The following is an 18,838-nucleotide window of genomic DNA, read 5'->3' as shown; positions in this document are numbered from 1 at the left end:
AAAATCTTTGCCAATTGCAGGATAGAAAGATGATTAAATATCTGTGCGATCGCTAATTACTCCTAAGTTGGGTCTTGTGCGCGATCCTTGCCCGAATGTCTACCTGTTTCGGTCATTCGGCAGAATGACAATCCAGTCAAAATTGAGCGCAGAGTGAAGCGCAGGGTTGAGTGCCAATGCCATCTGCAACCACTCAACGCAAGAGATCATGGCTCCTCAATTTTGCTCTCCCCCTCGCACGTTTAAGCCCATGGTGCAAGCTCACACGCGAATGTTGGATCGTTCAGTTCCCCAAGCCGTAAAAGCCGCAGTCATGGTCATTGGCGGCGCAGAAGACAAGATTCACGGTCGTGAAATTCTGCACGCCTTCTTTCAGCGATCGGGCGGAACCGGTGCCAGAATCGCCATCATTCCGAGTGCTTCGCGGGAGCCATCGGTGATTGGCAGCAAGTACCGCATGATTTTCGAGAGCATGGGAGCCGAGTCGATCGAAATTCTTGATGTGCGCGATCGCGACCAAGGCTCCAACGAAAGCTATCTGGAATATGTCTACAGTTGTACGGGCGTGTTCATGACCGGCGGCGATCAGTTGCGGCTGTGTGGCCTGCTGGCGGAAACGCGGCTGATGGAAAGCATTCTGGAGCGGGTGCGGCGACGGGAAATTTCCCTGGCCGGAACCAGTGCCGGGGCGGCGGTGATGGGCCACCACATGATCGCGGGCGGTGGCTCAGGCGAGTCCCCCAATCGATCGCTGGTGGATATGGCCACGGGTTTTGGTGTGTTGCCCCATGTGATTGTGGATCAGCACTTCCACAACCGAAATCGGATGGCGCGGCTCTTGAGCGCTGTGTCCTTGCACCCCGATCGCCTGGGCATTGGTATTGATGAAGATACCTGCGCCTGTTTTGAGGATGACGGTTCGATCGAAGTGCTTGGTAAAGGCACGGTCACCATCATTGACCCGGGCGACATCACCTACACCAATCAATCCCTAGTGGGAGCCAACGATCCCGTTAGTCTGCATCACCTCCGCCTGCATGTGCTCAGCTACGGCGATCGATACTCAATTCCCATGCGGCGTGTGGTCAGCACCGGGCAACCGCGCTAGTCGTTAAACCATTTCCGTGATCTTTCGTGATCTAACGACTCTCGCGCTCCTGGGCTAAGCCAACCGAAAGAGCACTGTTCAAAACCACAAAACCCAGCCTCAGTGATGCACCGGGGCTGGGTTTTGCGTTTGAGCTTTGAAATCTTGACCCGATCGCGCGAACCGGCAATGAACGGGCAGCGAATTGAGAATCGAGGATTGAGCCGATCGGCGCTGGGCTAGCCACCGATGAAATCGGCAAACGCTGTTCCAGGTTGCCTACTTATCGGCCCCTTGCAACCGCAGCAACAGGAAACCACCGCCCAAGCCAATCAAAATCAAGGTGAATGCCAAAAAAGCCGTGCTAAAAATTTCGCCGCTCATGGTGTTATTTCGGTTTCGGTAACGTGCCTCGCCATTGTATCAACGCGCGTAGGACTGGGACTCGAATTGAGACTCGAATTACGGCTTGCATGGCGGCTTGCATGGCGGCTTGAATCGTGGCCCGAATTGCGGCCCGAATTGAGACTTGGATTCAGCCCTTTACTGGTCTTCCCCGCGAGCCAACTGGTGGCCTGGCTGGCCACCCAACCCAGCCAAACTTACGGTGCGCTGCGAATCAACAGAGCGGTGCTTTCCTTTTGGGTTGCCAAAATAGTGCCCTGCAAGCGAGCGTTTTCCAAGCGGGCATTCGCCACATTTGCCCCATGCAACTTGGCAAACCGCAAATCGGCATTGGTCAGGTTGGCCCCGGCCAAGTCAGCCCCTTCCAAGCTGGCGCGGCTGAGGGAAGCGTTGTGTAAATTCGCATCCCGCAAATTAATCCCCGCCACATCCATCGGCACATCCATGTTGCCGTAGCTGGCCTGTTGCCACCGCAGCAACCCGGCCATGGTCTGGCGAGCATTGTTCAGGTTGGCCCCAGCTAACTGGGCCCCTTCCATGTTGGCTCCCAACAAGTTGGCATCCTGGAGATTGGCCGAGCGCAAATCTGCCAACACCAATCCCACCAGGGTCAAATCCGCCTGTTGCAGGTTGGCTTGGGCGAGCTTAACTGCGTGCATCCGCGCCTCGATCGCGCTGGCTCGGCTCAAATTAGCGGCCGTCAAGTCCGTGCGCCACAGTTTGGCTCCATTCAAATTCGCCCCTTGCAGGTTAGCCCCAGCCAGATCAAGATCAGACAGGTCAGCACCACTCAGGTCACAATTTGCGCAACTTTTGGTTTCCAGCAGTTGGCGCACATGGGCAGGGTTTTCCGCAACGCTCGGGAGCGCCGTCACTGCCAATGTGCTGGCGAAGAATGCAACGCCCGCCACTACTTTCGTCAACACTTGAACTGAATTCATTGCGCCTTCCCCTCGTTCAACCTGCCTCTAATATCTAGGATAAATTGGGTGGGGGCGGTGACCGCTTGCTGTTGCGGAATGCGATCGTTACGCTTTAATACGCCGGCCGCCATTACAGAGCAATGGTGATCTCGATCGCACATCCCATCAAATACCCTTGGTTTCCATTGACTCGCGAAATTGTGCGGCAAAAAATCGCGATGTGACAGTTTCTGAACCAGATAAATCAACGGTTCCAGGCTTTAGTTCGGAAATCCGTCCCTACAACCGAAAATCGATTCAGCAGTCGATCGCGCCGATCATCACCACCTCGCTCGATCAAAGCAACTCAACGCTTGCGGGGATCAATTTTGTTAGGATCTGCTGAGAAAAATGACTCTGCTCCAGTAAGAACCCTATTGATTTATCCTGCATTTCAAATTCAGATTTACAGAATGTAAAGAATCGATTGTTGTTTTCACGCAACTATGATCGATTGGGTTAAACGTTGTTGCCGACTTTCAACTATTGATCTGAGTGTCGATACTAAGTGTCGATTTGAGTATTGATTACGATCGCGGATCAAGTGCCGACTTAGCGATCGACCCCATATCCACCCGATATTCACATCCCAGCGATCGGGTCTGGGCCAAAGTATTGCTTAAAGGTCAATTGGAATATTGGCTAGAGTCTGCATTGGAGAAACATCAAGTTTCGATGAAGATTCTTGACAGTTGCGCAACAATAGCTGACTGCCTTGGCCCATGGTTCTGTTACGGTCTGCCCCAAGGGCGGTAGGCTAAATGCGGGCGATCGCCCCTAGCGTCTTCCTGGCGACTGAACCGTGACTAAGCTGATTATTCAGATTCCCTGCTTCAACGAAGAAGAAACCCTGGGCATTACGCTCCAAGCCTTGCCCCGCGAGGTGCCCGGCTGCGATGTGGTGGAGTGGTTGGTGATTGATGATGGCAGCGTCGATCGCACCGCTGAGGTGGCTTTGGCCCATGGGGTAGACCACGTTGTGCGACTGTCCACCAATCAGGGACTGGCAAAGGCGTTCATGGCCGGTTTGGATGCTTGCCTGAAGGCCGGAGCAGACATCATCGTTAATACCGATGCGGACAATCAATATTGTGCCGATGACATTCCGGCGCTGGTGTTTCCAATCCTGGCCCATCAAGCAGAGATGGTGATTGGGGCCCGCCCGATCGCGGAAATTGAGCATTTCTCGCCCGTCAAGAAGGCCCTGCAACAGTTTGGCAGTTGGGTAGTGCGCTTGGCCAGCGACACGGACATTCCCGATGCGCCCAGCGGTTTTCGGGCCCTGAGTCGGGAGGCGGCCCTGCGGGTCAATGTGTTCAATGGCTATACCTACACCTTGGAAACGATTATCCAAGCGGGGCAACAGGGAATCGCAATTGTTTCCGTGCCGATTCGCACCAATGGCTACCTGCGCCCCTCGCGCCTAGTCAAGAGCATCCGCAGCTACATCCAGCGATCGATCTTCACGATCCTGCGGATTTTCATGACCTACAAGCCCCTGCGATCGTTTCTGATTTTGGGGACAGTTCCTTTCTCGATCGGGGTGTTGCTGGGAATTCGCTGGCTGCTGCTTTACTTCGGCGGCTCACCCCGGGCCCACGTGCCTAGCTTGATCCTGGCGGCGATCGGGATTTTGGTGGGGGTGCAGCTCTGGATTTTGGGATTGGTGGCGGATTTGCTGGCCGTGAACCGCAAAATGCTCGAAGACATCCAACTGCGGGCCCGCCGGGCAGAAATTGAAGCCGCCCGCCAAGAAAGCGATCCTCCGGTTAGCGGCCCCCTGGCTTCGCTATATCCCATGCATGACAACCGTTCTAGCCGCTAAAGTGACCTTGGATTATGTCGCATCACGGCAAAATTTTGATCGACTGGCGGATCAATTTGGCGCAATTGGGCGCAATGATTTGCAACGATCAGTTGACGAGCTTCAAAAAGCCTGCTAAATTAATCACCCGTGTTCGGAATTTCACTGCGACACCCAAGCAGTCTGGTTGTGCTTGCAGTCCCCAACACCGCCTCATAGCCCCCAACAGGGCGATGGGGGTCGCTAACTCAACGGTAGAGTACTCGGCTTTTAACCGATTAGTTCTGGGTTCGAATCCCAGGCGACCCATTTTTTTTAGAATCCACAGTCTCCAAAAATAGTCTTCAGAGATAGTCTTCAGATCCTGTCTTTGGGATCCTGCTCTGGATTGAACTGACCGGATCTCTCCACAATCCGCCATGCCTGCGCAACACCCCAAGGGCTGGTTTTGGGCGATCGAGTCGATCGGGAGATCAAGTCACTTTCCAAAACTCCCTGCCACAACTCCCTGCAACTCAGAATTTTCCACAGGTCAGAATCGCCCGAATCCTTTCGAGATCAGGTCTCTAGGCTTGGTCGATCGGGCGCTGGGTCAATTCGAGATCTCCAAAACCGCCAAATCGCCGAAATTTTAATTCTTGCTTCCAGAAAAACAGAGGGGCTGGCAACAATTGTTTTAAGATTAGTGCCAAGCACTCGACCGGCCGAGAGTTATCGAGGCATCGATATAAATCTATCTTAGGAGGATTCCTATGGCGCTCGTACCCATGCGGCTTCTGCTCGACCACGCGGCAGAAAATGGCTACGGCATTCCTGCCTTCAACGTCAACAACATGGAGCAGATCCAAGCGATCATGCGGGCAGCCGATGAAACCGATAGCCCCGTGATCCTGCAAGCGTCGCGTGGTGCTCGTAACTACGCTGGCGAAAACTTCCTGCGTCACTTGATCTTGGCAGCTGTGGAAACCTATCCCCACATCCCCATCAGCATGCACCAAGACCACGGTAACGAGCCGGCCACCTGCTACTCGGCCATCAAAAACGGCTTCACCAGCGTGATGATGGATGGCTCGCTGGAAGCTGACGCGAAGACCCCCGCGAGCTACGAGTACAACGTGAACGTGACCCGCGAAGTGGTGAAAGTTGCCCACTCGCTGGGTGTGAGCGTGGAAGGCGAACTGGGTTGCTTGGGTTCGCTGGAAACCGGCATGGGCGAAGCAGAAGATGGTCACGGCTTTGAAGGCAAGCTGGATCACTCCCAACTGCTGACCGACCCCGATGAAGCAGCCGACTTCGTGGAAAAGACCCAAGTGGATGCTCTGGCAGTGGCGATCGGCACCAGCCACGGTGCTTACAAGTTCACCCGCAAGCCGACCGGCGAAATCCTGGCCATCAGCCGCATTGAAGAAATCCACAACCGTCTCCCCAACACCCACTTGGTGATGCATGGTTCGTCTTCGGTTCCCGAAGATCTGCTGGCGCTGATCAACCAATACGGCGGCACGATCCCCGAAACCTACGGCGTGCCCGTGGAAGAAATCCAGAAGGGTATCAAGTGCGGCGTGCGCAAGGTGAACATCGACACCGACAACCGCTTGGCGATCACCGCTGCGGTGCGCGAAGCCCTGGCCGGCAACACCAAGGAATTTGACCCCCGTCACTTCCTGAAGCCCTCGATCAAGTACATGCAAAAAGTGTGTGCCGATCGCTATAGCGAGTTCTGGACCGCTGGCAACGCTAGCAAGATCAAGCAAGTCTCGGTGGACGAGTTTGCTCGCAAGTATGCCAAGGGTGAATTGGTGGCTAAGGCTGCTGCCAAGGTCTAAAAGGTTTGATCGGGAAGTTGGGTGATGGATGATTCAAAATGAATCGGGCGATCGCCCAACTCTGCCTTCGATTGAGCACTGATTGATCACCGATTGATCATTGATTGAGCACTAATTGATTACTGATTGGTCATTAATTGGTCATTGATTGGTCATTGATTAATCACTGAATTTTTGACCCAAAAATGACAATAGCGGTGAAGCCAAGTGCCTCGCCGCTATTTTTTCTGTTTAGGGGGGTTGCCTTTGGGTTATTTGCCCTTGGGTTTGTGGCTTGGGTTGATTGTTGATGTCGATCGGCCAACAGCAACAAGCTTAATGAACCGGAACCACCCAATCGTTATGGCCCGTCAGGTTGCCGCCTTGAATGTGGTATTGCATGGTGTCAGCAATGGCGTTGTTTTCATCACAAAAAACAACGGGAGCTGTAAAGGGTCGATCGCTCAAGCGATAGGCGATCGCTAAACATTTGTCGCCCACTTCTCCCAACCGCGCAGAACCACCATTGAGCGTAAATTCGCCTGGCCCGGCGGGAATGGCGTAGGTGACCCAACGTTCACCATTGCGCAGATTAACCAAATGCACTTGCTCATAGGCTTCAATGCCAGCACGCTCCATCAACGCCGCATCAATGCCGACGCTGCCGTTGTAATCCACACTTTTGTCGGTGACGCGGATACCGTGAATTTTTCCGGAAACAAAGGTCTTCATTAAAGAAGCGATAAGAGAAGGATTGCCGATGATTATTTCAGAGTCTTTCCTGTTTCAGGGCCTTTTAGTTGACAGGTTCCGAGGAGTCGATCGGGGCTAGGCCAAAACGGGTTCGTTGATTGGCTCGTTAATTGGCTCGTTTGGTTGTTCTGATTCTTGGCCGATCGCGCCGAATTCGGCTTCGTGGCGTTCAATTTGGGCAATGGTGCGATCGATCAGGGCCACCCCTTCGGCGGCCGTTTCAATCCGGCAGAGTTGGCCGCGCAACTCCGCTGCCCCATAGAACCCCTTGGCATACCAGGTCATGTGCTTTCGGGCCTGGCGAACACCCCGATCGCCCTTGTAAGCGGCCAACATGGTCAGGTGTTCTTGGGCACAACGCAACCGCTCGATCGGGCTGGGCTGGGGGCGCAACTCGCCGGTTTTCAGGAAATGGTCAATTTCACCCACCAAGAACGGATAGCCCATGGTTCCCCGCGAGCACATCACCCCATCCGCGCCGGTTTCCGCCAAACAACGCACCGCAGCCCCCACGGAGAAAATATCCCCGTTGGCAATGACCGGCACGGAAACCGCTTCCTTCACCCGTTGGATCCAGATCCATTTGGCGGGGCCGTTATAGCCCTGGGCCCTGGTGCGACCGTGAACGGTCAGCATGGCTGCGCCGGCCGCTTCCATCCGCCGGGCAAAATCCACGATGTTAATTTCGCTTTCGTTCCAGCCAATCCGTGATTTTACGGTGACCGGCACGTTCACCGCCGCCACCACGGCCCGCACGATCGCCTCGGCCGTTTCTGGGTCGCGCAACAGGGAAGAACCACCACCGTTTTTAGTGATTTTGTTCACCGGGCAGCCCATGTTGATGTCCACGGTGTCGGCCCCTTCTTCAACGGCCATTTGGGCCGCCTCGGCCAAAAATTGCGGGCGACAGTCAAACAGTTGAATGCTGATGGGGCGCTCTTCGGCGGAAACCTCCATGATTTGCGGAAGCTGCCGTGCGTAGTGCAACCCGGTGGCGTTCACCATTTCGGTGTACATCATTGAGGTGGGTGCATAGCGCCGCACCAAACGCCGAAAGACCAAATCCGTGACACCAGACAGGGGCGCTTGCAACACGCGGCTCTGAAGGGTGACGGAACCAATTTGGAGTGGTTCGGCCAAACGGGCTTTGAGTTCAGGGGATAGGGTCAACATGGGCGATCGAAAGGGGCGATCGAGGCATTGGTCATCGGCTGCAACCGTGGGCAATGCGATCGGGACAGGAAACCGTGGCTGAGGGATGGGGAATTTCCCCTAAAAGTTGGCTTTTGAATATCGTCTAGGAAATATCGCCTCAAGAGGATGTCTGGAAAGTGTCTTTCAACACGGGCCAAGCATCAACCGTCGCGGGGCAAGGGGCTTAGGGCCTGTCGTCAAATTGCCTGAAACCCTGATTCCACCGTTGGCAGATCGTGGGGGACAAGGGGCTTAAGCCCCTTGTTACGACGATTGGGGCATGGAAAATCAACCGTTGTTGTCTGATCTCAGGAAATGGCGACAGGCCCCAAGTCCCTTGTTGACGTTGATTGATCAGGCCCGCAAGGTAGCCATTGGGGCTGTTCAGACATTCCCTAAGCATCTTTTTTAAAATCTTTCTTTAAAGAATACATGGGAATTTGATCGCCCTTTCTGGAAATCGAGCGGCGGCGGCAGGGCTTTAGATTGGCACTGTTGCCAAGGGTTCAGCGCTTCGTGGGGGCCCCAGCGGGCGGCAGTTCTCCACCGATGACGGTCGATCGCTCAAAGAGCAACTGTCGAGCGCGGGCGGCTCCCAATTCTCCATAAACCCGCAAGGTGTAGGAACCGGGCGGCAAGGGGCCGATCGTGCCGGTAATTTGGTAATCGCATAGACAGCGACAATGTTCCCCCTCATTGCGTTCCACGACGGTGATGATCGATTGGCCGCCTTCGCGATCGAGGGAGCGATCGAGCACAAAAGCCGCACAGCAGGTGTAGGTCAAATCATGGCCAAAGACCAGCGTTCTGCCTTCGGTGCTGATGGCGATGTTGCTGACCAACTCTCGTCCCAAGGCCAAGGGAGAACGGGTCAACCCCTCGGAGGCCCCACTTTTGCAGGTTAGGGCCCGAGCCGCCGCCCAAAGAGGCGCAACCGCAGGCGATATCGAGGCATCTTCGCAACCGGAAACCGAATAGTCAAACTTCAGCTCACGATCCGAGCCGGGCGCAGTCACCCGAGGCGCAGGCTGAGGTTGCCCAACCCGGTCGATCGCCCCCGGGAGCACCTGGGCCACCGCCGATCGCCCTTGATCAATCGCCTCAATGGCCAACAGGGCCACACAACCCAGCACCACAACCCAGCCCAAGGGTGATCGGGAGGGCGATCGCTGGCCCGATCGGTCACGCGATCGATGAATTTGTTGCATTCCCCCAATCCTCCCTTGCGCCTCGTGCAATTTACCAGTTCCCGATCGCCCCAATACTCCACTTATTCATGGCTGCCCGTCGCCATTCCGCCAGGGTGGTCAACCAATCTCGCTCGATCGCCCCAGGCTTCCGCAGTCAAACATCAAACGGGCTGGTTTGGGATCTGGCCGGCGCTGAATCGGGCTGGTCTTGGATTTTGTCTAGGATCTGCTCCAATCATAACGAGCACCCCCAAGCCGGAGTCATCCATCAAAGCAGTTGCCACCGCGTCCTGAACCGGTGCATCGTGCAGGTTAATGAATTGACCGCTGGCTGACCCGAGCGATCGGAATGCTGAGATCAATTATTAACGATTGTTAAGAATTAATTGAGTGCTTGACACTTCTAGAGGAGTTCGCTAATTTAGATATCGCGAAAGGCGCGGACGGCAAGCAAAACGCGAGCGAAACGCCCACAGCAAAAGAACTCAAGCGATGGTAAAGTAAGTTTACCGAGCCTGAGCGCTCCGAGCGAAAGCTCAATGATACGCCCCCATCGTCTAGAGGCCTAGGACACCTCCCTTTCACGGAGGCGACGGGGATTCGAATTCCCCTGGGGGTATCAAAAACAGAACTGACTGACAAGCTGGATCACACCAGAAGTTAGAAAGGGTTAAGAGTTGAGAGCCTGTCGTAATTACGACAGGCTCTCAGCCCATTTGGGGGTTCCCGTCATCCTTGGGTGTTCCCAGGGGTGGACAGGGTTAGGGCGATCACCCGGGTTAGGGTTGGGAGACCCAACCCCTACGGCGATGGAAATGACGACAGTCCCTAAGCCCCTTGTCTAGGGCGGCGGCGACCGTTGAGGGATGGAAACAACCATTTCAGCTTGATTCCAGGCAATGGCGATCGACCCTAACGCCCTTACAGAACCGCGCCGAGTTGTCGCTCCAGTTTCCGAATCAGGCCCGCACGACTGACCACGGTGGCCGTTTGCCGCTCGATGCGCACAAACACACGCCCCGAAAACCACTTGCGCCAGGAAGCGCGTTCATAAACCTGGATGCCGGTGCGATCGCCCAGCACGGTTGTGGGATCCACCGTCACAAATTCCCAGCTCGTGAGCAGTTGCTCCAGTTGCGTTTGCAGATCATTGCCCGATCGCACCGTCAGCTCCAGCGAAGCCGTGCGGTTAAAATAAGCCCCCAACAGCCCCAACACCAGCCCGATCGGCAAGGCTGTTTCGATCGCCTCCAGGCCCAACCGTCCACCAAACAGCAACGGCGCACTCGAGAAAGTGGCCACCACCGTCGCCATCACGGTGTAGTAGACAAATGTGAACAAAAATCCTGGCCCCTGTGGCATGGTCTGGCGACTCCGTACAACGTTTCCAACACAATTTCCCACCCAATTTAGACGCGATCGCCCGCCAATCAAACCCCGATCGCGATTCTGTGGCTTTCCCCAATTGATCCTTTCCCCAGTCGATCCCCGCCCGTTTTTCCAGCCAATGGCAGCCAAGGCAAAATGGTAGGATGAAACCTCAGCGCCAGCTCCACCACTGGCCAAGCTAGGGGTGTCTGGGATCCTTGCCCAGGCTGAGAACACACCCTTAGAACCTGATCCGGTTCAAACCGGCGTAGGAAAGCTACTTTTTTGAGGAACCAAATATGTTGCGTAGCGAATGGGTTGCCAAGCGTCGCGGTCAAGAAAACGTGTCGCAAATGCACTACGCACGTCAGGGCATCATCACCGAAGAGATGCTCTACGTTGCCCAACGCGAAAACCTCACCCCCGAACTGATTCGCGACGAGGTGGCCCGCGGCCGAATGATCATTCCGGCTAACATCAACCACCCCAACTTGGAGCCGATGGCGATCGGGATTGCCTCCAAGTGCAAAGTCAACGCCAACATCGGCGCATCGCCCAACTCCTCCAACCTGGCCGAAGAAGTGGCCAAGCTGGAACTGGCGGTGAAATATGGCGCAGACACCGTGATGGACTTGTCCACCGGCGGCGGCAACCTGGACGAAATCCGCACGGCGATCATCAACGCCTCCCCCGTGCCGATCGGGACTGTGCCGATCTACCAAGCCCTGGAAAGCGTCCACGGTCGGATCGAAAACCTGACCGCCGATGATTTCCTGCACATCATCGAAAAGCACGCCCAACAAGGTGTGGACTACATGACGATCCACGCCGGGATCTTGATTGAGCACCTGCCCTTGGTCAAGAGCCGGATCACCGGGATTGTGTCGCGCGGCGGCGGCATCATTGCCCGCTGGATGCTGCACCACCACAAACAAAACCCGCTCTACACGCACTTTGACGACATCATCCAAATCTTCAAAAAGTACGATGTGTCCTTCAGCTTGGGCGACTCGTTGCGTCCCGGCTGCACCCACGATGCGTCCGATGAAGCGCAATTGGCCGAGCTGAAAACCCTGGGCCAACTGACTCGCCGCGCCTGGGAGCACGATGTGCAGGTGATGGTGGAAGGCCCCGGCCACGTGCCGATGGATCAGATCGAGTTCAACGTGAAGAAGCAGATGGAAGAGTGCTCCGAAGCGCCCTTCTATGTGTTGGGGCCGCTGGTGACGGACATCGCACCGGGCTACGACCACATCACCAGTGCGATCGGGGCGGCCATGGCCGGCTGGTATGGCACGGCGATGCTCTGCTACGTCACGCCGAAGGAGCACCTGGGCTTGCCGAACGCGGAAGACGTGCGCAACGGTTTAATCGCTTACAAGATCGCGGCCCACGCGGCGGACATTGCTCGCCACCGGCCCGGCGCGCGCGATCGGGACGATGAACTCTCGGCCGCTCGCTACAACTTCGACTGGAACAAGCAGTTTGAGCTGTCCCTCGATCCGGAGCGGGCCAAGGAATACCACGACGAAACCTTGCCGGCCGACATCTACAAAACCGCTGAGTTCTGCTCGATGTGTGGGCCCAAGTTCTGCCCGATGCAAACCAAGGTGGATGCGGATCAACTGACGGAACTGGAGAAATTCCTGGCCAGCGAGGCCGCGAAGAAAGACTTGGTGGCGGCTCCGTAAGGGTCAAGCACAGGATTGATGGGTGGTTCGATCGAGCCGCCTAACTAGCCAGGGGTGGGATTTTCCTACCCCTTTTTTTATGGGTTTTGGGGAGGCGTTGCGGCTCAAAAGGTCGGTTTCAACCACCACGTTGAAGGCGGCGGCGTTTTTGAAGGCAGCCCAGAGGGTTTGCTGCCCAGTGAAATCTTGGATCATCACCCGGTTTTGCAGTTTGGTGGCTGGCAATGCGATGTCGCAGGCTTTTCCAGGTGTTGGTGTGGGGTGTTTGGCTACCTTGGCATTGACTGCAATTTCAGGGGATCAGGACTTCATAGGTGAGGCGATCGTAGCTGCGGTTAATTTTGTCGAGTTCGTAACCCACAATGGTCAGCAGTTGGCGTTTGTTGGAGCCAGAAACGCGAATGGTGATGTTGGCTTCGGAGTAGCGATCGTCTTCAATAATTTCGGCGCGAGCCGAGCCGTTGGTAACCACCATGCCATGTTTCCAGACGCGAAAAGTTTCCTCAATTTGCTCAATTTGTTCGTGGAGCGCCACGATTAGCTGCGGGAAAATGGCTTTGGGTTTGAATTGGTAGCGATAGCTGAGGATTAGGTTATCGGTGTTGTCCCAATCATAGTCAAGGCGTTCTTTTTCAAGCAGTTGAGGGGCAATGTAGCGACCTTTGCAATCGGGAATTTCATAGCAAAGGGCAAACTCTTTCATCAGTTGCAAGAGTGCGTTGCGTGTTTGCAATTCATTGCTCTCATCCCACAGTTGTTCGAGGGTGTCGTCATTGAAGCGGCCAAAGTTGGCTTTAACTTCTTGGTTATCAAGAATTTTGTAGAGCGAAACAGTAGCCCATTCAGGTCTGAGAATCAGGAATCTCTTGAGGGATGGGACATTTTGAAAATGTAGACAGATGCCCAAGTCGTGCAGAAATTGGCTGGCAGCTAGCATATCTGCTTCGGTGCTGAAGCCATTTTTCCAACAAAGATCGAAATAGTCCCCGAGTTCTAGAATGTTGCGGCTTTGGGAATAGTTTGCAATGACGGTGCGAATGTTAGCCCAGTGAGCAGGAATGATTTGCTGAGCGTGATCAAGGCTGCTGAGATACTGTTGAATTTTGGCGCGAATGGTGTCTAGTCCACGATTGGTTTCTAGGTTGAGGCTGAGGGATTCTTTGAGGTTGCTGAATTCGCCACGTAGGGTGCGATCGTCGGGCTGACATTGGCGATCTTGTTTTTCATTTTTGATGATCAGCAGGGGACTGTTGTCACCAAAGGCTTGTGCGATGTTGAGCCAATAATAGAAATCGGTATTCTCTTTGTGATCGTCGGCAACCAGCAAATGCAAAGATCGTTTTGTTAGAAAAAATTGGTGAGTGGCGTGGTAGATTTCCTGACCGCCAAAGTCCCAAATATTGACGCGCATCGGTGTGCCATCTAAGTGGGAAATTTCCCAGGGCAACAGGTCAATTCCCTCAGTGGATTCTTCTTGAGGTTCGAGTTGACAAGTTTCGTCTTCGAGCTTTCTGACGAGGCTAGTTTTACCTGCGCTGTCTTCGCCAATGATCAACAATTTGGCTTCGTAGAGGGGTTTGGGATCACGTTGGCTATTGAAATAAAAATCCAGAATAGTTTGTGACTCGTAATAAAGACCCCACAAATTTTCAGACAACTGTTCTTGTCTACATAGAATTTCTGGAGGAATGGGTAGAGGATTTCCAGACAAATCTAGATGTTCGAGGTTTGGTAATTCTCGAATAGATGCTGGCAACTCACTCAGATGGTTATCGCGAAGGTCAAGATCTGTCAAATTTTGCAGTTGTGCGATCGCCGCTGATAGCTCTCTCAGTTGGTTATAGCTGAGGTTAAGCATAGTTAGATTTTGCAATTGCGCGATCGCCGTCGGTAGTTCCCTCAATTGGTTATCGCCGAGGTCAAGCAATGTCAGATTTTGCAATTGTGCGATCGCCACTGGTAGCTCGCTGATTTGGTTGTCGCCGAGGTAAAGCGTAGTCAAACTTTGCAATTCACTGGTTGCCGCCGGTAGTTCTCTCAATTGGTTATCGCGGAGGTCAAGCTCTGCCAAATTTTGCAGTTGTGCGATCACCGCTGGTAGCTCGCTGATTTGGTTGTTGCCGAGGTCAAGCGATGTCAGATTTTGCAATTGTGCGATCACCACTGGTAGCTCGCTGATTTGGTTGCCGCTGAGGTCAAGCGATGTCAAATTTTGCAGTTGCGCGATCGCCGCTGGTAGCTCACTGATTTGGTTGTCGCCGAGGTCAAGTAATGTCAGATTTTCCAGTTGTGCGATCGCCGCCGGTAACCCCCTCAGTTGGTTTTCGCGGAGGTCAAGCTCTGCCAAATTTTTCAGTTGCGCGATCGCCGCTGGTAGCTCCCACAGTTGGTTTTCGCAGAGGCTAAGCGTAGTTAGATTTTGCAATTGCGCGATCGCCGCTGGTAGCTCGCTGATGTGGTTGTTGTCGAGGTAAAGCGTAGTCAAACTTTCCAGTTCACCGATTGCCGTCGGTAGCTCACTCAGTTGATTGTCGCGGAGGTCAAGCAATGTCAGATTTTTCAGTTGCGAGATCGCCGCTGGTAACTCGCTAATTTGGTTGTAGCTAAGGTCAAGATTTGTCAGATTTTGCAGTTGACCGATTTCGGGCGGCAGCGTCGTTAATTGATTGCCCTTCCATTTTTCGGTTTCCTCGTCCCACTTCCCCAAAATCAAAACCTGAAGCTGAGTTAGCTCACCAATTTCCGGGGGCAACTCCACCAAATCCAGCCCCGCCAGATCCAGTTCCGTCCAGCCCTCCGCTTTCGCCCGCTCCAGCAGCGCCAACAACTCCGCTCGTTCCATGCCGCCGCCCCCTCACATCACCGCTCCAATTGTAGGAGCCTATCTCCTAAGAATGTTGGGGATATGGGAGCAATGCCGCAGAGAAACTCGCAAGGGGTGGGATTTTCTTGCCTCTTTTTTTTGGTTTTTTAGGAAGCGTTGCGGCTCAAAAGGTCGGTGTTCCAAAGGGGTTGTCTTCACCGGGGGGCAGCGCGTCACGGGCTTCCAGGCCGCCGCGCACTCCTTCGACCACCACGTTAAAGGCGGCAGCAGCGATCGCGCCGGGTACGCCAGCGCTGGCTAGGGCGATGCCAACGGCGCTTTTGGCGAGTTCGGGGCCGGCGTTTTTGAAGGCGGCCCAGAGGGTTTGTTGCCATTCCAAATCTTTGAAGGTGACTTGGGTTTGCAGTTTGGTGGTGGTGGTTTGTTCGTTGATTTTCAGTTGTTTCAGCAGGTCTTGGATTGCCTGTTGGGCGGCTTCGGGGGTTTGGGGGGCGTGGTAGTTGTTAACGGTTTTGTTGCCTGCTACGTTGTCGCCGCTGCCGTGGTGGTTTTGGGTGATGTTGGTGGTCATAGGTTGATTGTCGTTTCGGTTGTAGATGTTGATTGTGGGACTGAATGGCGAGGCGGATTGAGTTTGGTTGGGTTGCTCGAATCTCTCCATTTTGTCGAGGTTGTCGCGGGGTTGAGGTTCGGCGATGTCGTCGATGAGGCGGCGCACATTCACCATTTTTCGGCTCTTACGACATTGGATTAACTCCTCACGATCTCTGATGAATTCTTGGAGCGTTTCGTAGGGATAGGTTTCTGGATCTTGGCTACCTTTGCACTTGACGCAATTGCAGGGGATTAGGATTTCGGTGGTGAGGCGTTCATAGCTGCGGTTAATTTTGTCGAGTTCGTGACCCACAATAGTCAGCAGTTGGCGTTTGTTGGAGCCAGAAACGCGGATGGTGATATCGGCTTCGTAGTAGCGATCGTCTTCAATGATTTCGGCGCGGGCGGAGCCGTTGGTGATCACCATGCCATGTTTCCAGACGCGGCAATTGTGCTCGATTTGTTCATGGAGCGCCACGATCAGTTGCGGGAAAATGGCTTTGGGTTTGAATTGGTAGCGATAGCTGAGGATCAGGTTGTCGGTGCTATCCCATTCATAATCAAGGCGTTCTTTTTCGAGCAGTTGGGGGGCAATGTAACGACCTTTGCAGCCAGGAATTTTATAGCAAAGCGCAAACTCTTTCATCAGTTGCAAGAGTTCGTCGCGCATTTGGGATTCATCGCCCTCGTCCCAAAGTTTTTCTAGGGTGTCGTCATTGAAGCGGCCAAAGTCGGCTTTTACATCTTCATTTTTGAGGATTTTGTATAGTGCGCTGGTAGCCCATTCGGGTCGGAGGATCAGGAATTTCTTGAGGAAGCGCATATTTTGAAAATGCAGACAGATGCCCAAGTCGTGCAGGAATTGACTGGCGGCTAGCATTTCTTTTTCATCGCTGAAGACATTTTTCCGGCAGAGGTCGAAATAGTCCCTGAGTTCTAAAATGTTACGGCTTCGGGAATAATTTTCGAGGACAGCGCGGATATCAGCCCAGTGAGCGGGAATTGTTTGTTTAACGTGATCGAGACTGCTGAGATATTTTTGAATTTCGCTGCGGATGGTGTCTAGACCACGATTGGTGCTCAGGTTGGTGCTGAGAGAGTCTTTGAGGTTGGTAAATTCACCGCGCAGGGCACGCTCATCAATGTTGAATGGATCGCCGCGCTTTTCATTTTTAATGATTAGCAAGGGACTGTTTTCGCCGAAGGTTTCCGCAACTTTCAGCCAGTAATAGAAATCCGTATGTTCTTTGCGATCTTCAGCAACTAGCAAATATAGGGATCGTTTCGTCAGGAAAAATTGGTGAGTGGAGTGGTAGATTTCCTGACCACCAAAGTCCCAAATATTAACTCGCATCGGTGTACCGTCTAGATGGGGAATTTCCCAAGACAGCACATCAATTCCCTCGGTAGACTTCTCTTGGGGCTTGAGTTCATAGGCTGCATCCTTCAGCTTGTTAGCAAGGCTGGTTTTGCCCGCTTCACCTTCACCAATAATCAGCAGCTTGGCCTCGTAGAGTGGTTTCTTCCTCTCAAAGTAAAAATCCAGAATTGTTCGTAAACCATCAGCCTTATCCCATCTTTTTCCACTCAAGATTTCTGGGGGAATGGGCAGTGGATTGTCGCGCAAATCTAGATTTTTGAGCTTGTATAATTTTCTAATAGAGTTCGGCAGCTCCCTCAGTTTGTTGTTATAAAGGTTAAGAGATATCAGATTTTGCAGTTCACCAATTGCCTCTGGTATCTCCCTCAGCTGGTTGTTATAAAGGTTAAGAGATATCAGATTTTGCAGTTCACCAATTGCTGCTGGTATCTCCCTCAGCTGGTTGTTGTAAAGGTTAAGAGATATCAGATTTTGCAGTTGACCGATTGCCGCCGGTATCTCCCTCAGCTGGTTGTTGTAAAGGTTAAGAGATGTCAGATTTTGCAGTTGACCGATTGCCGCCGGTATCTCCCTTAGCTGGTTGTTGTAGAGGTTAAGAGATATCAGATTTTGCAGTTGACCGATTGCCGCCGGTATCTCCCTCAGCTGGTTGTTGTAGAGGTTAAGAGATGTCAGATTTTGCAGTTGACCGATCTCCGCCGGTAGCTCCCTTAGTTGGTTGTCGCAGAGATCAAGCAATGTCAGATTTTGCAGTTGACCGATCTCCGCCGGTAGCTCCCTCAGTTGGTTGTCGAAGAGGTTCAGCGATGTCAGATTTTGTAGCTGACCGATCTCCGCTGGTAGCTCATTCAGTCGGTTGATGTTGAGGTAAAGCGATGTCAGATTTCGTAGTTGACCGATTGCTGCCGGTAGCTTACCCAGTTGGTTGCTCTTGAGGTAAAGCGTTGTCAGATTTTGCAGTTGACCGATTGCCGCCGGTAGCTTACCCAGTTGGTTGCTCTTGAGGTAAAGCGTTGTCAGATTTCGCAGTTGACCGATTGCCGCCGGTAGCTTACCCAGTTGGTTGTTGCCGAGGTAAAGCGTTGTCAGATTTCGCAGTTGACCGATTGCCGCCGGTAGCTCCCTCAGTTGGTTGTCGCAGAGGTTCAGCGATGTCAGATTTTGCAGTTGACCGATTGCCGCCGGTAGCTCCCTCAGTTGGTTGTTGCTGAGGTCAAGCGATATCAGATTTTGCAGTTGACCGATTTCTGTCGGTAATTCCCTCAATTTCTTCCATGAAAGATCCAGCTCCGTCCAGCCCTCCGCCTTCGCCCGCTCCAGCAACGCCAACAACTCCGCCCGCTCCATGCCACCGCCCCCTCACATCACCGCTCCAATTGTAGGAGCCTACCCCCAACATCCCGTAGGGGCGCATCGCCATGCGCCCTCCGATACGCAAGATCTCCGCAAACCAATTCGGTTCAGGCGATCAATCCTGGCGGAGGGCGTACATCGGTACGCCCCTACCGGCGCGGGAAAAATGATTTTCGTGGGGCCATATCGCCATGCGCCCTCCGATACGCAAGATCTCCGCAAACCAATTCGGTTCAGGCGATCGCCCCGGGTGGAGGGCATACCGCTGTACACCCCTGCCCGATCGCCCTGTCGTTCTACACTCGTCGTAGTCCGTAGGGTGCATGGGAGCACGGCCAAAGAGAAACGACGATTTCGCCTCATCTCCCATGCACCACAACCCGTCACGCACTTAACGACCATTTCTTGAAAGCATCTGATCGTGAGG

General features: G+C 53.7%; 12 protein-coding genes, 2 tRNA genes and 1 riboswitch. Of the genes, 6 read left to right on the top strand and 8 right to left on the bottom strand.

The window, feature by feature from the left end; genetic code table 11:
- Positions 1-250: 250 nt before the first annotated feature.
- Positions 251-1,108 carry a cyanophycinase gene (locus tag ACZA91_RS14520; protein ID WP_099533151.1) on the top strand — a complete coding sequence of 286 codons (858 nt, stop codon included), beginning with the start codon at positions 251-253 and terminating at the stop codon, positions 1,106-1,108.
- 258 nt (positions 1,109-1,366) lie between these two features.
- Here ACZA91_RS14520 and petM read toward each other — a convergent pair whose 3' ends face one another.
- Positions 1,367-1,471 (bottom strand): cytochrome b6-f complex subunit PetM, encoded by a 105-nt coding sequence (gene petM, locus ACZA91_RS14515; RefSeq protein ID WP_099533150.1) that lies wholly within the window; start codon positions 1,469-1,471, stop codon positions 1,367-1,369.
- 218 nt (positions 1,472-1,689) lie between these two features.
- The gene (locus tag ACZA91_RS14510; protein ID WP_099533149.1) at positions 1,690-2,433 is read right to left on the bottom strand and encodes a pentapeptide repeat-containing protein; all 744 of its coding nucleotides are present in this window, start codon (positions 2,431-2,433) and stop codon (positions 1,690-1,692) included.
- Positions 2,434-3,256: 823 nt separating this feature from the next.
- Here ACZA91_RS14510 and ACZA91_RS14505 point away from each other — a divergent pair.
- The 3 genes from ACZA91_RS14505 (at position 3,257) to fba (ending at position 6,084) form a co-directional block, all read left to right on the top strand.
- Positions 3,257-4,279 carry a glycosyltransferase gene (locus tag ACZA91_RS14505; protein WP_190355929.1) on the top strand — a complete coding sequence of 341 codons (1,023 nt, stop codon included), beginning with the start codon at positions 3,257-3,259 and terminating at the stop codon, positions 4,277-4,279.
- Positions 4,280-4,495: 216 nt separating this feature from the next.
- Positions 4,496-4,567, top strand: a tRNA-Lys gene (locus ACZA91_RS14500).
- Between the two features lie 443 nt (positions 4,568-5,010).
- A complete protein-coding gene (gene fba, locus ACZA91_RS14495; RefSeq protein ID WP_099533146.1) occupies positions 5,011-6,084 on the top strand; it encodes a class II fructose-bisphosphate aldolase in 1,074 nt (357 codons plus the stop codon).
- Between the two features lie 315 nt (positions 6,085-6,399).
- On the opposite strand, the gene ACZA91_RS14490 is transcribed toward fba, so the two are convergent.
- The 3 genes from ACZA91_RS14490 to ACZA91_RS14480 form a co-directional block, all read right to left on the bottom strand.
- Complete coding sequence (locus tag ACZA91_RS14490) at positions 6,400-6,795, bottom strand: aspartate 1-decarboxylase (protein WP_190355930.1); 396 nt, start codon at positions 6,793-6,795, stop codon at positions 6,400-6,402.
- A 96-nt stretch (positions 6,796-6,891) separates the two neighbouring features.
- A complete protein-coding gene (dusB, locus tag ACZA91_RS14485) occupies positions 6,892-7,989 on the bottom strand; it encodes a tRNA dihydrouridine synthase DusB (protein ID WP_463186450.1) in 1,098 nt (365 codons plus the stop codon).
- Positions 7,990-8,516: 527 nt separating this feature from the next.
- Positions 8,517-9,218 (bottom strand): hypothetical protein, encoded by a 702-nt coding sequence (locus ACZA91_RS14480; protein ID WP_463182974.1) that lies wholly within the window; start codon positions 9,216-9,218, stop codon positions 8,517-8,519.
- Between the two features lie 528 nt (positions 9,219-9,746).
- Between ACZA91_RS14480 and ACZA91_RS14475 the strand changes: the two genes are divergently transcribed.
- Positions 9,747-9,819 (top strand) — tRNA-Glu (locus ACZA91_RS14475).
- Between the two features lie 302 nt (positions 9,820-10,121).
- Here ACZA91_RS14475 and ACZA91_RS14470 read toward each other — a convergent pair.
- Positions 10,122-10,562, bottom strand: coding sequence for a hypothetical protein (locus ACZA91_RS14470; RefSeq protein ID WP_099533142.1), 441 nt, complete (start codon positions 10,560-10,562; stop codon positions 10,122-10,124).
- Positions 10,563-10,759: 197 nt separating this feature from the next.
- Positions 10,760-10,860: riboswitch (TPP riboswitch) on the top strand.
- Positions 10,861-10,870: 10 nt separating this feature from the next.
- On the opposite strand from ACZA91_RS14470, the gene thiC reads away from it, so the two are divergent.
- Positions 10,871-12,259, top strand: coding sequence for a phosphomethylpyrimidine synthase (thiC, locus tag ACZA91_RS14465; protein WP_099533161.1), 1,389 nt, complete (start codon positions 10,871-10,873; stop codon positions 12,257-12,259).
- 292 nt (positions 12,260-12,551) lie between these two features.
- On the opposite strand, the gene ACZA91_RS14460 is transcribed toward thiC, so the two are convergent.
- Both ACZA91_RS14460 and ACZA91_RS14455 read right to left on the bottom strand, forming a co-directional pair.
- Positions 12,552-15,101, bottom strand: coding sequence for a leucine-rich repeat domain-containing protein (locus tag ACZA91_RS14460; protein ID WP_463182971.1), 2,550 nt, complete (start codon positions 15,099-15,101; stop codon positions 12,552-12,554).
- A 145-nt stretch (positions 15,102-15,246) separates the two neighbouring features.
- Positions 15,247-18,390, bottom strand: a complete 3,144-nt coding sequence (locus ACZA91_RS14455) for a leucine-rich repeat domain-containing protein (protein ID WP_463182968.1) — start codon at positions 18,388-18,390, stop codon at positions 15,247-15,249.
- Between the last annotated feature and the right edge of the window lie 448 nt (positions 18,391-18,838).

Source organism: Limnothrix sp. CMB-01 (assembly GCF_055193175.1).
The sequence above is the reverse complement of the archived record's forward strand: the minus strand, read 5'-3'. Positions and strand labels throughout refer to the sequence as shown.